This window comes from Virgibacillus sp. AGTR, from assembly GCF_016919725.2.
In the GTDB taxonomy this organism is placed as follows: Bacteria; Bacillota; Bacilli; order Bacillales; family Amphibacillaceae; genus Virgibacillus; species Virgibacillus salarius.
In genome coordinates this window covers 1-17,753 of the sequence record NZ_JAJERH010000088.1, presented here as the reverse complement: position 1 = coordinate 17,753, position 17,753 = coordinate 1, and the positions used below count along the sequence as shown (strand labels likewise).

Sequence of the window (17,753 nt, the reverse complement as noted above, 5' to 3'; positions counted from 1 at the left end):
CACTTCCAATAGCTGTTCTAATAAGGGAAATTTTCCTGTAGCTCCGCATATGCACTCTATGTGTTCAAGCAATTGCTCTCCCGTGAAAGTTTTTATATTAACTATTTTATCTGTGAGTTCAAACACACTTATCTTTCTTCTAATTTTTTAAAGAAATCAATAATTCCTAAGGCACAAACTTGCATATCTAAATTAATTACAATATAAGCCTCATGGTCATCTGGAATACCCTTTGCTCGTAATTCAACTTTAACCGCTGATAATAGACGCTTAGCTAATTCATCATAACCAAGCCCTTCCTTCCATACCTGTTGACCGATATCCAGAAAAAGAGGAAGCCAATTCGCTACTTGCTGTAGTGCTAAATTGGGAGTATTCGTCATTCCAAAGTGTCCATAATAAATCCGATCCAGATTTAATGCTTGTAAACGAGCAATCGCAGCTTGCATAGCATCTGGATTAAACTGATTTGGCGATGTCGAAGGTAAAAAGAATGGAACGCCTTGATCTATTAATTGCTGATAACGAACACCAACGGTATCTCCAGTAAACACCCCATTACTTATTGGATCATAAATACAAAAATGATGCTTGGCATGGCCTGGAGTATCTAAAAATTCAAGCATGCAACTGGAACCGATTTCTAGCGTATCTCCATCGCCTTTAACAATTATTCGGTCCGCATCAACAGGGACAATCGGTTCGAATAGTTCCGAAAAACTATCACCATAAACAGCCCTAGCTCCTGCTGCAAGTCTTTTAGGATCAATTAAATGCCTTTCTCCACGCGGGTGCACAATAACAGAAGCATTTGGACAATCTCTGATTAATAAGCCTGCTCCCCCAGCATGGTCTAAATGAATATGTGTCACAATAATATATTTTACTTGATCTAGTTGAAAGCCTAACTTTTCTAGACCATTCTTGACATGCCTTACAGATGGACTTGGGCCAGTTTCGACAATTGTTAGCTGTTCCTCATCAATAACATACGTACCAGTACGGTTAGGAACACCTAAATCAAAGCCATCTATTAGGCGAATACGATTATCCAAGTGAATCGGATGCTTCGACTGCATAGCATAACTTCCCCTTTTTACCTTTTTCTCCATAGTAGCATATCTATTTTCCATTAGTGGAGTCATTTATAAATTCAACTTGTCTAAGGAAATCAATTATCCCCTCTGTCAAACCTGGTGCCAGTGGTAAATCTGGATTGGTATATGTTTGAATGTTTTGATCACGGTCAGCAGGAGCCTCCTTTAATACATGATTCATCCTCCCCACGATAAATTTGGTTGCATCTAAATTTGCCTCAGCTAGCGCATCAGCTTCACTAACAGAAACCTGTATGTCATGCTCACCGTGGACAATTAATATTGGAATAGTTAATGTTTTAATGATTTGCGTTGGTTCATATTGTATCCACGATGACAAAAACGGTTGAATACTTGGCCTCAATATAGCTTGTAATTCATCACGAACCTGATTAACAGTCTCACCTTTTCTTAATTTAGATAGTATACGTTGTACCTCTTCAAGAGCGGCATCCGTAAGCTGTTCACTTAACTGATCATACATAACCTTATCAATGGTGCGTCCCGCTCCCGCAATCGATACAAACACATCAATGTTTTGTTCAGCAGCGACAATCATCCCTATCAGTGAGCCCTGACTATGACCAATGATTCCTATTTTAGAAAATCGTTTATCTGATTGTAGCTTGTCTATCCATAGAGATGCATCATGAACAAATTCCTCAAAGCGCAACTTCGATTCATTTATTACAGCTTGCTGATTTTTACCAACACCCCGTTTATCATACCGAATACTTGCTATCCCTTTCTTTGCAAGGTTTTCTGCTAAGCGTTTTAAACTATCATTTTTTCCTGAAAAGCCGATAGAATTTCCATTACGATCTGTTGGTCCCGATCCTGGAATAATTATCATTATAGGAAAAGGTCCGTCACCTTCAGGACTTTCTAATTCAGCAAATAACGTTCCTGTATCCGTTTTTACCTCTAGAAAATTCCCTTCTTCTTGTTTTACTACCTTTTTATCATTTTTGGTTAATTGAAAGGGAAAGGATTGACCATTTTGCGTAAACGTACCGGATATAGCATCTCCCTTAATTTCCCCTGCAAAAGAAATGAGCTGATTTTGCATGTACATTGTAAAAACGATATGCTGTCCTTCCGTTAATTCTATAGTGGATAAAGGATAATTCACTAATCCTTGAACAGGAATACTTATCGTACCAGTTAAATCTTTTACCCCTTTAATATCCAATTCAATAGCTAGTGATTGGTTTGGAATCTCAATTTTTCCTTGCCAAAATCCTGTCATCGTATGATTCTCCTTCTGCTTTTCTTTATTCTCTGATGAAGAGCTACATCCAGCAATCAATGCTAAGAATACGAATAAAAAAATACCATATTTCCTCAATACCCCCACCCTTTAACTTTTTTAAATTATACGAATTATCAATCAAAAAGTTTCACAAGTACGATAGAAAAACTAAACTTATCCATACGACTTACGAAGCATTTCTTATCCTACGGCAAAAGTACGAGTTGAAGATCCCGTAGGAATGGTCATTGCTCTCCGAGAAAGCTGAAGTTGTGTCCGAGAAAAGCGTAGTATTTTGCTGGATCGAAGCTAAAACCTGTTTAGAAGTACACAAATAATCCGAACGAAATCAGTTCGGATTATGAGTAAATACATTTTTAGTTATTCTTTGCTAAAAATACGAGTTGATCATCTTTATCCATTGTAGGCATTTTACGTAATGTAACAAATTCAATCGTACCATTTTTCTTACGAATACATAACGGAATACCATCCACTGGAACATGTTCTTTCTTTTCCATTTTCTCAACAACTTTCATTGTTTGAATGGAATAGTTTGTGTTAATCTTTCTATTCAATTCTTTGAATACATGTTCTTTACCAAACAACAAATGTGCCTTTACTGAAGTAGGGATCTGTGATTCATCCCTATTCCCAGACCTTTCAGAAGGTATAGTGAACGTATTATTATAGCCAAATTCAGGTATATAGGATTGGGCTACGAGTGCGTTGTACGTCGCATCCTCTGTCATAGCTAATATCTTTTCGTACGGTGTTATATCCATTTCAAATTGGCTATGTTCATCAAGGATTTCCCCACGATATGTTGCAATCCCTTTTTGCTCTATTTGAAATAGTCTTCCGCTAGAAGAATCACTAATTAAGACTGGGTTTCCTAGTTCTTTCACCGCTTCTGCAAAAGCAATGGAAAAACTACTAGCACCTACAATTAATATCCCCGGCGGCTCTGAACTTGCTAATTTTAGTTTCTTTGCCAATGGCCCTAACGTAAATCCATGTGCACAAACCGTTATAAATACTAAAGCAAATGTAAGAGCTGTCAAGATAGAAGCCCCCCCATAACCATCGTTAAGTAATGTAGAAGCAAAATATCCCGATACGGTCAGCGCCACAATCCCTCTAGGAGCAATCCAGCCGATGAGTGTTTTCTCAGCTACTGTTAGTTCCGTACCGATTGTAGATATCCAAATAGATAATGGCCGAACAATAAATAGCATGACTAAAACAAATCCGAGAATTGGTAAAGTAAATACTTCTCCAATCGTCTCTCTAGTGAGCGAAGCAGTTAATAGAATGAAAATGGTTGACGTTAATAAAACAGATATATTTTCAATAAAGTGACTTATATTCCCAAGTGAAGAGACATATTTTTTGGTTCTTGCCAAGGTTAAACCCATTACGGTGACTGCTAACATTCCAGTCTCATGCATAATAACTTCACTTAACGCGAAGCAAATAAATACTAGGGACAGTGTAATTGGAGATTTTAAATACTCTGGGAACATCCCTTTGCTGGCCATAAAGCTTAATAAGAAACCAAATAGATAACCGATGATGATAGCTAAGAAGGAGGCAAGGAAAAAGGAGCCCAAAGCACTTGCATGTAACGTATCATCTGTAATTACTTTAATAACCTCATAAGCGAATAAGGCTAATAATGGTCCAGCAGGATCAACTATAATTCCTTCCCATTTTAAAACAGCTGCCGTTCTTGGTTTTAATTTTGATTGTCGTAGTAAGGGGATAATTACTGTCGGCCCTGTTACTACAAATAGCCCCCCTATAATAAATGCTATTTCTAAACTAAGCCCGGCAATAAAATGTGCCGCTAAGGACCCTCCAACCCAGGCAAGAAATGCGCCAAAGGTTACAACTCGAAAAACAGATTTTGAAATCCCTTTGACCTCACGGATATCCAGTGTAGTACTACCTTCAAATAAAATTACTGCAACAGCAAGAGAAATGATAGGACTGTATAAATCTCCTAACGCCTGCTCTGGATTAATAAATCCAAATATTGGTCCGATTAACAGTCCAGCTATTGACATGATGACAATAGATGGCCATTGAATTCTCCATGCAAACCATTGTGAAAATATACCTAAAGCAATAACAACAACGATACTAATCAAGCCTAATTCTTGCATTCGTTAACCTCTTTTCAATTGCTACGTATAATCGCGTAACAGTGGATGCTTTCCTTTGATTTTGTCCTAATTGAATTGCTTTAACTACCCTTGATGCTAAATACGATCAACCGACAGACAAGAACGTAACCCTGCCGACAACCTAGAGCGCAATGGTATTTATCTTGTAATTCTGTCTACTAATAGTAACTATACAAGTGCGTTCATTTTCATTCATATCCATGTACTATATGACCAACTTAAAAAGTTCACATAAATAAAGAAACTAACCATGGAGCGGCATACAAGGTCATAAATTGCACACCATAATTAACCCCTTTTCGATGAAGGAATCCAGCAACTAAAGCAACTAATAGCACTCCAGCTATGTTCACAATCCCGGCATCCATAAAAGCTAGCATAATTACTAAACCAAAAAATAAACCGAGCATTGCCTCATGTGGAATAAATCGAAAAACAAACGCGCAAATTTGCTGCGCATACTTAATAGTAATATAAAACGTTATACTAATCGCAACAACTGATCCAATCACTGTTGCTAGAATGAAATCGGGCATCGTTAACATATGATGCATATTATGCTCCTCTGTAAAAACAGGCGGTGCATTAAATAAAGGACCTCCAGGACCAATTGCCGTTGGTGATAAAGGAAGACCAATTGCAATTAAAGGAATAAGCGTTCCTGAAATATACGCAGCATTTGTTAGTCCATCCATACTAGATATAGCCCGTGTAGCTTTTTTTACCGGATCTTTTATCCGACTAGTTAACGTTTCACCTAAAAAAATTGTCATTCCCACAGGACTCATAAAAAATGTCAATACACCTAAAAAGGAGGAAAGCGATGTAGTCCCAATCTCTTTTTTATCAAGAATTTTAAATGGATTCGGAAATCCTTTTGTTTTTCTAGTTTTTCTCATTGCAATTTCTTTTTTCCCATAACGTGGCATCTTTCGCCGCGATTTTGGGTTTAACAATTCTGCTAGTTTTAAGATGACTGGTCCAATTGTAATTCCTAAAAAGAAAGATGTGAATACTGTTTTATCTTCAGGAACGATCCCGACTTCCCAATAAAAAATTCGTAGGCCTTGAATAATAAAAGCAAAAGGGAGAATGGATAATAGTGCAATCCAGCGATTTTTCGTCATCAACGCTAAAAAAATAGCTCCCCCCAAAAAGATTTGACTCGCATATTCTGTTATGTAATCCGATAAAGGAGCGATTAGATTAGCCAGCAAAAGACTCATTGGAACTGCAATCATCGTTCCGATAACCGAACCCGATGCCATTTTTCGTATACTAAGCTCTGGTATACCATGCTTTTTTAATACCATTGCGTGCTCTACCATAGGAGCAGACATAACTCCTCCAGGTATACCAGCTATTGCAACAGGGATAGAATCCGTCAGTTTTTTAGCTACAATTGCCGAAATAAAAAAGGCTAAAATGACAATTGGTTCAAAGCCAGATAACACTAATACAAGTGTGACTGGAGCAAGAACAGCTGTCTCGTCTGTACCTGGGGCAATTCCTATAATCGTGTATAATATAGCACCGATAGCAGATGCAGCTATTAATTCAACGATTAATACCATATCCATTGTTTAATCCTCCTCTTCGTCCATATACCGAAAACGACGCTTTGGTTTAATTACAACGCTAGTAATAATAAATCCTACAACAGCGCCGACCAAACCAAAAATAAGTGGCTTTGGAGGTTCATTTGGGGCTATAAGATAACCTCCCAGTGTACTTATCGTACAAATAACAATAGATAGGAGTAAATCTTTAATATTAACTAAGTCTTCCCACACCTCAATATTTTCCCCTTGTTGGTGTCTATCATCCATTTTCGTCATAAAAACCACCTTTTTATTTTTAGAAGCAAGAACAAAAGCGCAAGCACTCGATTAGAAATGTAGCGACTAGCAACGGAGATAATTTGAATTACGGTGAGCTTGCGAACCCATGATGACTTAGCTTAGAGCGATTTGTGAATTCACTTCGTTTCTGGACACTAGAGCTGGACGCGGCTCAACACGCCCATATTTATTCACTTGGGTAAATTTTATAATTTCCTAAACTAGTACAAAAAGGGCTGATAGCTACGATTCAGCCTTCTTGAAAGCTAATCATGAAGATGAATTATGCTTTTCCCCACTTTATAGCTTTTTTATATTTTTTAATTATACATCTTACAGGCTTTTAAATGAAGCAAGAAAACATAAGCATTTCTCTTGTTAAGACGATTTATGTTTTATACCATAACAAAATAATCTACACAGTGAAAATATCTACGACTGCTTCCTATACTCAACAAACATATATCGTTTTTATATGAGCAGCATATACAGGATTCAGAGCTAAAAACAATGTTACAGCAGCAGAAGAGCATTATGACACAACTGTATAATGTATAATACGTTAGTGGAAACATTACAAAGATGTAAAACCCGAACTTTATCTAAACCAGATAAAGTTCGGGTTATTGTTCTGGAGATAGGTAGTTCATTTCATGACTCAATTAAAATGTCTCTTTCGGCAGGGTACGACCTCAGTCTCTCTTCTGGGGTCTTCGGACTCGTTCTGTCCCCGTCTCATTATTAATCCAACAATCGATTATTCTCATCTACTTGCATAATTCGTGCTGGTTTGTTTTCATCTTCTCGACCATAAATACCATCCCCATTACAAACAGAACATCGATATTGCCAACCTTCATCATCCGCCAATAAACCAGTACCATCACATACCCTACATCGATTGTCTTTTCGACTCATGCTATTGCCTCCTTTGTTATCCTTGTTTTACACTACGATCCTTCACCCAATTAATAATGCCACCCTTTAGCATGATATCAATTTGCCGTTCAGATAACGTATGCTTCACCTTAATTTGCTGTTTCTTTCCTTTTACCTCGATATTAAAATGTTTTCCTTCCTTTACTTTTCTCCTTAAATCTGCAGCCTTTAAAACATCCCCCTGCTGCAGTAAATCATAATCTTCTTCATTCACAAAGGTCAGAGGAAGCACACCAAAATTCACAAGGTTTTGCCAATGGATACGAGCAAAATCTTTAACAATAGCTACTCGTAAACCAAGATATCTTGGAGCTAGTGCCGCATGTTCTCGACTTGAACCTTGACCATAATTAAAACCACCGACAATTGCATGCCCACCTTTATCTACCGTTTCCTTACCTCGCTCATAGTAAGTTTCATCGATAATCTCAAAGGTAAACCTACTGATTTCTGGTAAGTTACTACGATAAGGAAGTACACGAGCTCCGCCTGCAAGTATTTCATCCGTTGAGATATTATTTCCCATTTTTAATAAAATAGGTATTTCTATCTCGTCAGGCATTTCATCCATTTTAGGAATCGAAGCAATATTTGGTCCCTTTTGCAAACGTATGCTTTTTGCTTCATCATAAGGCAATGGATCCTCTAGTAAATGCTCATCAACAGTAGGTTGTTTAGGCAACTTCACAGCAGGATAGTTCATTCCTAATGTTCTTGGATCTGTAATTTTTCCATTTAAAGCCGAAGCAGCGGCTGTTTCTGGACTACATAAAAAGACACTATCCTCTCGCGTTCCAGATCGCCCAGGGAAATTCCTAGGGGTTGTGCGAATACTATTTCTACCAAAAGCCGGAGCTTGCCCCATACCGATACAGCCATTGCATCCTGCTTGGTGTAATCGTGCTCCAGCTTGTAACAAGTTAGCTATATGACCTTCTTTCACTAAGTCTTGAAGCATTTGCCTCGATGTTGGATTAATATCAAAAGAAACTCCCTCAGCAATCTGCTTATCTTTTACTATTTCCGCAGCAACTGCAAAATCTCGAAATCCAGGATTAGCAGACGAGCCTATATATGACTGATATATCGGCGTATCTATCAATTCATGAACAGGAACAACATTTCCGGGACTAGACGGCTTTGCGATAAGAGGTTCTAATGACGTGAAATCAATCTCATCCTCAAGATCATAGCTCGCTCCTTTATCAGCAGTCAATTCTATCCAATCGTCTTCTCTTCCTTGTTCTTTAAGGAAACGTTTAATTTCTTTATCTGATGGAAAGACAGTACCAGTAGCGCCTAGCTCAGCACCCATATTTGCAATAACATGTCGATCCATTGCACTTAATTGATGTAAACCCGGACCATAGTATTCAATGACCTTACCGACTCCCCCCTTCACATCATACCTTCTAAGTAATTCTAATATGATATCTTTGGCACTTACCCAATCAGGCAGCTTTCCCGATAAGCGTATGCCCCAGACCTTTGGCATTTTCACGTAAAATGGTTCTCCAGCAATTGCTAGTGCAACATCAATTCCACCTGCACCCATGGCAAGCATTCCCATACATCCATTCGCACACGTATGACTATCAGAGCCAAGTAATGTTTTACCGGGTTTTGCTAATCTCTGCATATGAACAGGATGACTTACCCCATTACCTGGTCGACTATAAAATAGTCCAAAGCGCTGGGTAGCACTTTGCAAAAATAGATGATCATCTGGATTTTTATTATCTTCTTGAATAAGGTTATGATCTACATATTGTGCAGACGCTTCTGTTCTTGCACGATCCAATTCCATAGCTTCTAATTCCAACATGACCAATGTCCCAGTAGCATCCTGCGTTAAGGTCTGATCCATTTTCAGACCAATTTCTTCACCCGGAACCATGTCACCAGCTACTAAGTGATCTTTAATTAATTTTTGCGTTAAATTTAATGACAACGTACACCCTCCTTTAAGTAGCTTATATCCCATTAACTAGTATATGGAATAATAGCATTTCTATTTGTTTGAATTCCCAATCTTTTTGAATCTTAAAAGCATTTTTATACGTATACTAGAAAAGTACGTATTTTTCCAATTTTAAAAGGAGTGGTCTTATGAATAACCATGAAATTGATTATCAGTTGTATGGAGATGACATGCAGTTTGTTGAGGTTGAATTAGATCCCCAAGAAACCGTTATTGCTGAAGCAGGAAGTTTAATGATGATGGATGAACAAATCAAAATGGAAACCATTTTCGGAGATGGCTCATCTAAAGAGGATGGAGGCTTGATGGGTAAATTATTTGGTGCAGGAAAACGAGTTCTTACCGGAGAAAGTTTGTTTATGACAGCATTTACTAATGAAGGTACAGGAAAGCGCCATGTAGCATTTGCTTCACCATATCCAGGTAAAATTATTCCGATGGATTTAAGTGAAATTGATGGCAAGTTAATTTGCCAAAAAGATGCGTTTCTTGCAGCTGCAAAAGGAGTCTCGGTAGGTATAGAGTTTCAGAAAAAAATTGGGACAGGATTTTTTGGTGGTGAAGGATTTATTATGCAAAAGCTTGAGGGAGATGGAATGGCGTTTATCCATGCGGGTGGTACCATACATAAAAAAGAAATTGGTGTCGGAGAATCACTACGCGTAGATACAGGCTGCCTTGTTGCGATGGATTCAGGTATTGATTATAACATTGAATATGTTGGCGGTGTAAAAACCGCATTATTCGGCGGGGAAGGACTGTTTTTTGCGACATTACGCGGACCTGGAACTGTTTGGGTACAATCACTTCCATTCAGTAGACTGGCTAGTAGAATCTTTGCTGCCGCTCCTGAAAAGGGTGGATCAAAAGGGGAAGGAAGTATTGCCGGAGGTTTATTCGATTTACTAGGTGGCGATCGTAAATAGAAAAGCTATTTATGATGCATAATAACCATGAGATCATAAAAACGAGGTGAAAACATGGGAAAAGATGAGCATCATAAATCAAAGAATAATTTTCTTTCACAAACTCCTAAAAACCAAAAGTCAGATGGTATTGATGTTGAGTTTTCTGAAGAATTAGCAGATCATGAGGATAAAGAAGCTCAACAACGAAGCGATCAAGCTAATAAACGAATAAAAGGAAAATAATTTACTAACATGGATATTATTGTGGTTAAGGATAACTAAGCCTGGTATATCTGGGCTAATTTTATAATTTCTTAGACTACGAAAACAATCTGAACTACGATCCGAATATCACTTCGTATACTCGGATCGTAGTTCAGATTTTCTTTAACTTCCTTTCTTTTGTCTCGCCCACTTTTTATTTAACACTAATTTCGTTGCTTCTAACAGGGGGCATTTGTACAATAGAGGTATTAATACAATTCCAATTATAGTCATTCCATAAATAAAGTGAAACTTCCATCCGTGGGGGGGGGTTCTCCTTGCTGATGGTTAGTACCATACCAAAAGGGTATGACCTAAAGGCCTTTGAACTGATCGAACATTTACTGGCAGGCGACTCACACTTATCCATATTGGTTTCTTTATTGCTTGAAGTGGGGGTATTAGTGCCAGTTATTTGTGGGATAAAACAACAATTATATTAAAAAAGCGAGGAATACAGATGAGTAAGAAAAATGTAGATGACTATCTTACAGAAGGCATGTATGGCACGAGACTACCAAAAGACCATGAACGTAAACAATTTCTAGGAACACTTCGAGAACGAATTGTTCTCGCCTTAACAAAGGGACAAGTTATGTCTGATAAAGGCTTAGCTCAACTAGAGGAAGCGATGAAAGAACATCCTAAGGCAACATTACTTATTAATGGCGATGTTTCTCATCGATTTTTAAAGGAAGAAAAACACTTAGCAAATAAGTACCATATTACGTATTCAACCGTAACCAATGAAGAAGTAGAAACGGATATTGGAGCAGTTTTAACCTATGACTATGCCATTGATAAAGAAGATATTTTTATACAAACTGATCCGATTCAATCAGAAAAACAAGAAGAACAAAATGATAAACAATCCTCCACCCTTTCAAAGATTAAAAAATGGTTTCGATCATAAGGATAATATCCTTTTACTATAGGTGATATCTTAAAAGGGGTAGATGCAATAAGCATATACGAAACTCCAACGAGCTGAATAACTGTGTGAAGTTCCCTCAGTGAGTGGTAGTAACCAAACCATTGCTCGCATCAATTGTTTCAAAGGTCTGGGACGAATGAAAAACCCAAAAGCCGAACGATAAAATAAAGTGAACCTTAAATCCTTGGGGTTTGTTTATCACACACTGATGATTAGTACCACCACAAGGGTATGACCTAAAGGCCTTTGAACTGATCGAACATTTACTGGCGGTCGATCCCCCACTTACCAATAGTGGTTTCACTTTATTCCTTGTAGTTAGGTTCTTACTGCAGTTATATGTGGGATAAATGTTACTACGAATTGCAGCCAAAATACGTAAACTCCTTGAAAAGAAGAGCATTTTTCTGCGTACGATGTATCGCTGCCTAATCCTTCCTTACCCTGCAGTAAAAGTACAACTAAATCCTTGCTCGCAGATAGCGAAGTATTTTTGCTGGAGCAGCGATAGAACCTGTTTGAAGTAAACAAAACGCTTTTGTCCCTCCTTTTCTTTTGTATGGATTTACATTAAAAAATCATTGTTTTTTCGCTGTTTTCCATTTTTTTACCTACAAAAAGTAAACATTTTATATTATAATGGCATTGTCATTCGTAAAAAATAAAAAATATACCCCATATATTCCCAATAATATGGATTGGGAGTCTCTACGAAGTAACCGTAAATTACTTCACTATGGACGGTGCTTTTACTCTAGCGAAAAACCGTTCAATTTTTGGGCGGTTTTTTCTTATCATTATATTCGTTGGTAGTGTAGTCACCATTCATTTCCCGGGGGGATAAGGAGAAAAACAGATGGACATCATCAAAGATTTTTTAGCTGCAATTAGTGGTGTGCTTAATGGCCTTCCACAAGGATTACTAGCACTTACATTTGGCTTCGCCTCTGTACCTACCGCCATCGCCTTTATCATTGGAGCATTCGGGAACGCGGTAACAAGTAATGTAGCCGTCATTTCTTATCAAGCAGAAACCATCACCTTAGCTGGTACAATGGGAAAAAACATGCGAGAAAGACTCTCCATGATTTTCTTTGGTGCACTTATCATGCTTGTTATTGGTTTATTCGGTCTACTAGAACAGATTATTGATTGGATTGGTCCAGTCATAACTAATGGTATGATGGCTGGTGTAGGAATAATGCTGGCAAAAGTCGCCTGGGATATGGCGAAGCAAGATCGTATTGTTGGTATTTCATCCTTTGCCAGCGCATTACTTGTATATGTCGCAACGCGAGACCTTGTTTACACCATTACAATCTCCGTTATTCTATCTAGTGTAATCTATTTCTTTATGAAAAAAGATCAAACAGGTGGCAAAAAGGACCTGCCTAAAGAAAAAATTTCCCTACAAAAACTACTGCTAAACCCTATGGTCATTCGTGGTGCCTTAGCTATGGTTTGCTTAAATATTGGAGCTAACATTGCATTCGGGAAAATAAATGGGGAGATTGCTGCTACTGATGTAAATGTTGACACGATCACAATTATTAGCAGCTTAGCAGATATGGGGTCCGCACTTTTTGGTGGAGGACCGGTTGAAGTGGTAATTTCAGCAACTGCAAGTGCACCACACGCTGTATGGGCTGGTGTACTGATGATGATCATTATGGCAATTATTTTATTCTTACGATTACTACCGAAAATAGGTAAGTTTGTACCAAGTGCATCTATAGCTGGTTTTTTATTTGTATTAGGTGCCATTGTTACGCTACCTGGTAATGCAGCTGCAGCTCTTGGCACAGATGGATCGGGTTCAACTATCATTGCTGGAGTAACAATGGTAGTAACTGCCATTGCTGATCCATTCCTAGGAATGTTAGCAGGCATTGTCATGCAATTTCTACTAAGTATCTTCGGCATTTAAATATTATAGAATATACGCTTTTTAAACATAATCTACTACCATTGTACGATAACATTTTTAGGAGGAATTGATTTGAACACTTATCCATTAAAGGTAGCAGGAATAACAAGAGATTTACCAATCATTCCGATTAATGACGAAGTGAAAATTGCAAGCTTTGTTGTTCTTGGCGATACGGAATTAATTAGTGCTACTGCACCATTATTAGCTGAAAAATTACCAGAGGTCGATATACTTGTCACTGCAGAAGCCAAGGGAATTCCCTTTATTCATGAGCTTTCAAAGCATCTAGAAATGGATCGCTATATTGTTGTACGTAAAAGCGTGAAGCCCTATATGGAAGATGTTCTGATTCACGAGGTAAATTCCATCACCACACAAAAACAACAATTACTATGTTTAGATAAACACGATGTAGCCAGAATAAAGGGAAAAAGGGTTGCATTAATTGACGATGTTATTAGTACTGGCGAATCGATGATGGCACTTGAGAGCTTAGTCGCCGATGCAGGAGGTCACGTCACTGCAAAAGCTGCGATTTTAGCAGAAGGGGATGCTGCTAATCGTGATGATATTATCTTCTTAGAAAAACTGCCATTATTTAAATAAGCATTACTCACCCAGATCAGATAAGGTAGCATATTATATTCCAAGAAGTTCTTCATAATGTATCGCGCTCGTATCTAACGTAAGCACTTGCCCTCACGGTTACATCTTTAAACCTAGATGACAAAAGCCGTCTCTTCAGGGTAAAAATTTAATCGGGGGCTAAGTGCGACGTTTTTTAGTATTCCGTTTGCGCAGTTTTCTAATAGGTTTACCCATCAGCAGAATAACTACGGAAAAGGCAAGGCTGCAATAATAAGCATATTCTGTAAACTTAGTATACCGCTAAAATACACCATTATTGCCCGCAACTGCCGATTGCATTATTTTTCACATAATTTTGACAGAGTTATGTGGGTTTAATGTTCCATTTGTAACATCCAGACCTATTCCCATTCCTGCACGGAAAAGCATCGCAAACTAAGATGTTAAGCTAAACTCGGGCTTATCATTTTCTTTTCCAAGCTTTGCGTTGCCATACCTAGAGAAATTAAGATAAATACAATACACAAGCATAACAATCAACAAATAATACCAACTAAAATAATCAGATATAAGAGCAGTTATTGTTGCTGAATACTCTTATACGCTACTAAATGCTTAGGCTTAAATAACCCCAAATTTACTACTACGATACATAGGGCTAATGAATCCCGAAGACGTTACTAATACTTTTCATTACTTCACCTCTTCAATGTTTAAACATAGCAAGTCGTTCACTAAACAATAACATTCCAAAAGCAAGTCCTCCAAAACCAATATTTTTGAATACATACAAGTTACTTCTTGCTCTTATACATCATTTTGATTGTTTTAAACAGCAAATAACGTATCTTATACCATAATTCATTACGCATACTGTCACGTCTGTAATAATGAAAAAGAGCCAGCTAGATATAGTATATTTTTTCCTCCTTACCTATTTACTATTTTGGTGTGCTGCACAAATGATCACAAAGCAAATAGAAACTACATTAAATGCTTCTATTCGAGAAAAACAGCAAAAATAAGCTTTTATATGTTCTTTCTGCTTTCTTCTTATGATCCAATTTTGTTACACTGACATTATATTTAGAATAACGGAGGGGACCTATGCGCTTAAATAATAAAAAGGTTATTGCATTAGTTGAACACGATTTTGAGGATCTTGAACTATGGTATCCCGTTTTACGTTTGCAGGAAGAAGGGGCAGCGGTTCACTTAATTGGTAAGGAAGCACAAATAACATACCATGGAAAATTTGGTGTTCCAGCTATATCAGATTATGCATTCACTGATATACAGACTTCAGAATACGATGCAATTCTAGTACCAGGTGGCTGGGCACCAGATAAATTAAGAAGATATCCAGAGGTTATTAAAATGGTTCAAGAAATGGATAAAGCACATAAACCTATTGGCCAAATTTGTCATGCCGGTTGGGTACTTATCTCTGCAAATATTTTACAAGGAAAACAAGTGACAAGTACTCCAGGAATAAAAGACGACATGAAAAATGCAGGTGCCAATTGGGTAGATAAAGCAGTAATAGTAGATGGTCACCTAGTATCGAGTCGGCGACCACCTGATTTACCAGCTTATATGAAAACTTTTTCTGATATATTAGCCAACAATTAAAGCCTTTTGCTCGTATAGAATAGAACGTTCAAGTGTACCACGTCCAATAAAGGGACGTGGTACACTTGAGTTGGAGCTTCCGTACTGCCCTTATCCGATAAGATTTTCCAGAAATATAGGTTCCTTTACAGACCGTAAGCGTTTACATATAATAGAAGTAATCTTTTTCATGAACAGGAGGGAACGAGTTGAAACAAGTAAGTGAAGGTACACTACTTTGGGAGCCAAGTAACGAGAGGAAAAAAAACTCGAAAATTAATCACTATATACATTGGCTCAAACAGCATAAAGGTTTAGACTTTCAGAATTATCACTCCCTCTGGAAATGGTCCGTTAATGAAATCGAAGCATTTTGGTCATCTATTTGGGAGTATTTCGAGATTAAAGCAAAGGATACATATCAAACTGTATTAACGTCTCATCAAATGCCTGGAGCTAAATGGTTTCCAGAAGCTACATTAAATTATACCGAGCATATCTTTAATAAGCGTGCTTTCTCTGAACAGCCTGCAATTATTCATACATCAGAAATCCGTACCACTACGGAAGTAACGTGGCAAAAATTATACCAAGATACAGTAGCTATGCAACACACACTAAAGAACTTAGGAATTAACAAAGGTGATCGTGTTGTCGCCTACGTACCTAATATATATGAATCAGTTGTAGCATTTTTGGCTACAGCTAGCCTTGGCGCTATTTGGTCTAGTGCATCTCCTGATTTTGGTACACAGAGCGTCATTGATCGTTTTCAACAAATCGAACCGAAGGTATTTTTCACTGTGGATGGCTATCGCTATGGGGGAAAGGATTTTGATCGAACAGAAGTAGCTTCTACTATCGAAGCTAGCTTACCAACACTCGAAGCAACGATTGCAATTCCTTACTTAGATAAAGAGGCAACCTTTCAACAGCTTCCGTCTGTGACCTTATGGAAGGAAGCTATTCCATCTCAACATCAGGATCAAAGGCTGTCCTTTGAATATGTATCCTTCAATGATCCTTTATGGGTATTGTTTTCATCTGGTACTACTGGAAAGCCAAAACCAATTGTTCAAAGTCAAGGCGGAATTTTACTAGAGCATTTAAAGGCATTAACCTTCCATGTTGACCTAGGAGAAGATGATCGTTTTTTCTGGTTTACGACTACTGGTTGGATGATGTGGAATTTCCTTATTAGTGGGTTACTAACCGGTAGTACCATCATTTTATATGATGGAAATCCTGGCTATCCAACGAAAGAAAAGCTATGGAAACTAGCTGAAGAAACAAAAATGACTGTTCTGGGTACAAGTGCAAGCTATATTACAGCATGTATGAAGGATAAATTCCAACCAAAAGAATTGTTTAACCTTCGTTATCTAAAGAATATTAGCTCCACAGGTTCACCTCTACCACCAGAGGGATTTCAATGGTGCTATGAAAATGTAAAAAAAGATATTTGGATTGCTTCTGCAAGTGGGGGAACGGATGTATGTACAGCATTTATATTAGGTTGCCCGATACTTCCAGTCTATGCCGGAGAATTACAATGCCGTGGTCTAGGTGCTAAAATTGAAAGCTTTAATGAGCAAGGACAGCCTGAAATAGAAAATGTCGGTGAGCTTGTCTTAACTGAACCTTTTCCGTCTATGCCAATCTATTTTTGGAATGATACGAATGGATCGAGACTTCACGATAGCTACTTTGATGTCTTCCCTGGAATATGGTGCCATGGGGATTATCTTAAAATTACGGAAAGAAATACATGTATTATCTATGGAAGGTCAGACGCAACAATCAACCGTGGAGGTATTCGAATTGGTACTAGCGAAATCTATCGTGCAGTAGACCATGTTCAGGAGGTAGCTGATAGTTTAATTGTTGATATACCAAAAATAGATGGAGATTCTTTTGTACCTCTTTTCGTTGTTATGAAAGAGGGATATGAATTAACTACTGAAATAGAGGAATCAATTAAAAAACATATTCGAACTCACTGTTCTCCAAGACATGTACCAACCGGAATTCATCAAGTCTCTGATCTACCTAAAACATTAAATGGGAAAAAACTAGAGATTCCTGTAAAGAAATTATTGATGGGAAAACCAGCAGAGCAGGTTGTTAATAAAGGAGCTTTAAGCAATGCAGATTCACTAGAGAGCTTCGTTGCGTTTGCACAACAATTAAAAGCATAAGTGAATCATACTTCCTCACCT

The 17,753-nt window shown here is 37.8% G+C and carries 16 protein-coding genes and 1 riboswitch; of the genes, 8 read left to right on the top strand and 8 right to left on the bottom strand.

The window, feature by feature from the left end; translation table 11 throughout:
- Window positions 1-128 precede the first annotated feature (128 nt).
- The 7 genes from JUJ52_RS20495 to JUJ52_RS20465 all read right to left on the bottom strand — a co-directional run bounded on the left by JUJ52_RS20495 (window position 129) and on the right by JUJ52_RS20465 (window position 9,269).
- A complete protein-coding gene (locus tag JUJ52_RS20495) occupies window positions 129-1,079 on the bottom strand; it encodes an MBL fold metallo-hydrolase (RefSeq protein ID WP_026682918.1) in 951 nt (316 codons plus the stop codon).
- Window positions 1,080-1,122: 43 nt separating this feature from the next.
- Window positions 1,123-2,445: an alpha/beta hydrolase gene (locus JUJ52_RS20490; RefSeq protein ID WP_226983610.1), complete on the bottom strand. Its 1,323-nt coding sequence runs from the start codon at window positions 2,443-2,445 to the stop codon at window positions 1,123-1,125.
- 281 nt (window positions 2,446-2,726) lie between these two features.
- The gene (locus tag JUJ52_RS20485) at window positions 2,727-4,517 is read right to left on the bottom strand and encodes a cation:proton antiporter (RefSeq protein WP_026682919.1); all 1,791 of its coding nucleotides are present in this window, start codon (window positions 4,515-4,517) and stop codon (window positions 2,727-2,729) included.
- Window positions 4,518-4,765: 248 nt separating this feature from the next.
- Window positions 4,766-6,118, bottom strand: coding sequence for a tripartite tricarboxylate transporter permease (locus JUJ52_RS20480; RefSeq protein WP_205389513.1), 1,353 nt, complete (start codon window positions 6,116-6,118; stop codon window positions 4,766-4,768).
- Window positions 6,119-6,121: 3 nt separating this feature from the next.
- Window positions 6,122-6,376, bottom strand: coding sequence for a hypothetical protein (locus tag JUJ52_RS20475; protein WP_318279913.1), 255 nt, complete (start codon window positions 6,374-6,376; stop codon window positions 6,122-6,124).
- 744 nt (window positions 6,377-7,120) lie between these two features.
- Complete coding sequence (locus JUJ52_RS20470; protein WP_162986352.1) at window positions 7,121-7,297, bottom strand: hypothetical protein; 177 nt, start codon at window positions 7,295-7,297, stop codon at window positions 7,121-7,123.
- A gap of 16 nt (window positions 7,298-7,313) precedes the next feature.
- Window positions 7,314-9,269: an aconitate hydratase gene (locus JUJ52_RS20465; RefSeq protein ID WP_205389512.1), complete on the bottom strand. Its 1,956-nt coding sequence runs from the start codon at window positions 9,267-9,269 to the stop codon at window positions 7,314-7,316.
- 158 nt (window positions 9,270-9,427) lie between these two features.
- Between JUJ52_RS20465 and JUJ52_RS20460 the strand changes: the two genes are divergently transcribed.
- The 6 genes from JUJ52_RS20460 to JUJ52_RS20435 all read left to right on the top strand — a co-directional run bounded on the left by JUJ52_RS20460 (window position 9,428) and on the right by JUJ52_RS20435 (window position 13,941).
- A complete protein-coding gene (locus JUJ52_RS20460) occupies window positions 9,428-10,225 on the top strand; it encodes a TIGR00266 family protein (protein ID WP_026682923.1) in 798 nt (265 codons plus the stop codon).
- Between the two features lie 54 nt (window positions 10,226-10,279).
- Window positions 10,280-10,450, top strand: coding sequence for a YfhD family protein (locus JUJ52_RS20455; protein WP_080668770.1), 171 nt, complete (start codon window positions 10,280-10,282; stop codon window positions 10,448-10,450).
- Between the two features lie 299 nt (window positions 10,451-10,749).
- Entirely contained in the window at window positions 10,750-10,914 is a 165-nt protein-coding gene (locus JUJ52_RS20450) for a hypothetical protein (RefSeq protein ID WP_162986351.1), read from the top strand.
- Window positions 10,915-10,931: 17 nt separating this feature from the next.
- Window positions 10,932-11,384: a YueI family protein gene (locus tag JUJ52_RS20445; protein ID WP_026682924.1), complete on the top strand. Its 453-nt coding sequence runs from the start codon at window positions 10,932-10,934 to the stop codon at window positions 11,382-11,384.
- 676 nt (window positions 11,385-12,060) lie between these two features.
- Window positions 12,061-12,162, top strand: a riboswitch (purine riboswitch).
- Between the two features lie 99 nt (window positions 12,163-12,261).
- A complete protein-coding gene (locus JUJ52_RS20440) occupies window positions 12,262-13,332 on the top strand; it encodes an NCS2 family permease (RefSeq protein ID WP_205389510.1) in 1,071 nt (356 codons plus the stop codon).
- Window positions 13,333-13,404: 72 nt separating this feature from the next.
- Window positions 13,405-13,941, top strand: coding sequence for a phosphoribosyltransferase family protein (locus JUJ52_RS20435; RefSeq protein WP_205389509.1), 537 nt, complete (start codon window positions 13,405-13,407; stop codon window positions 13,939-13,941).
- 417 nt (window positions 13,942-14,358) lie between these two features.
- Here JUJ52_RS20435 and JUJ52_RS20430 read toward each other — a convergent pair whose 3' ends face one another.
- Window positions 14,359-14,454: a BCCT family transporter gene (locus JUJ52_RS20430; protein WP_152525458.1), complete on the bottom strand. Its 96-nt coding sequence runs from the start codon at window positions 14,452-14,454 to the stop codon at window positions 14,359-14,361.
- Between the two features lie 576 nt (window positions 14,455-15,030).
- Between JUJ52_RS20430 and JUJ52_RS20425 the strand changes: the two genes are divergently transcribed.
- Window positions 15,031-15,555 carry a type 1 glutamine amidotransferase domain-containing protein gene (locus JUJ52_RS20425; protein ID WP_026682927.1) on the top strand — a complete coding sequence of 175 codons (525 nt, stop codon included), beginning with the start codon at window positions 15,031-15,033 and terminating at the stop codon, window positions 15,553-15,555.
- 188 nt (window positions 15,556-15,743) lie between these two features.
- Window positions 15,744-17,732: an acetoacetate--CoA ligase gene (locus JUJ52_RS20420; protein WP_205389508.1), complete on the top strand. Its 1,989-nt coding sequence runs from the start codon at window positions 15,744-15,746 to the stop codon at window positions 17,730-17,732.
- Window positions 17,733-17,753 lie beyond the last annotated feature (21 nt).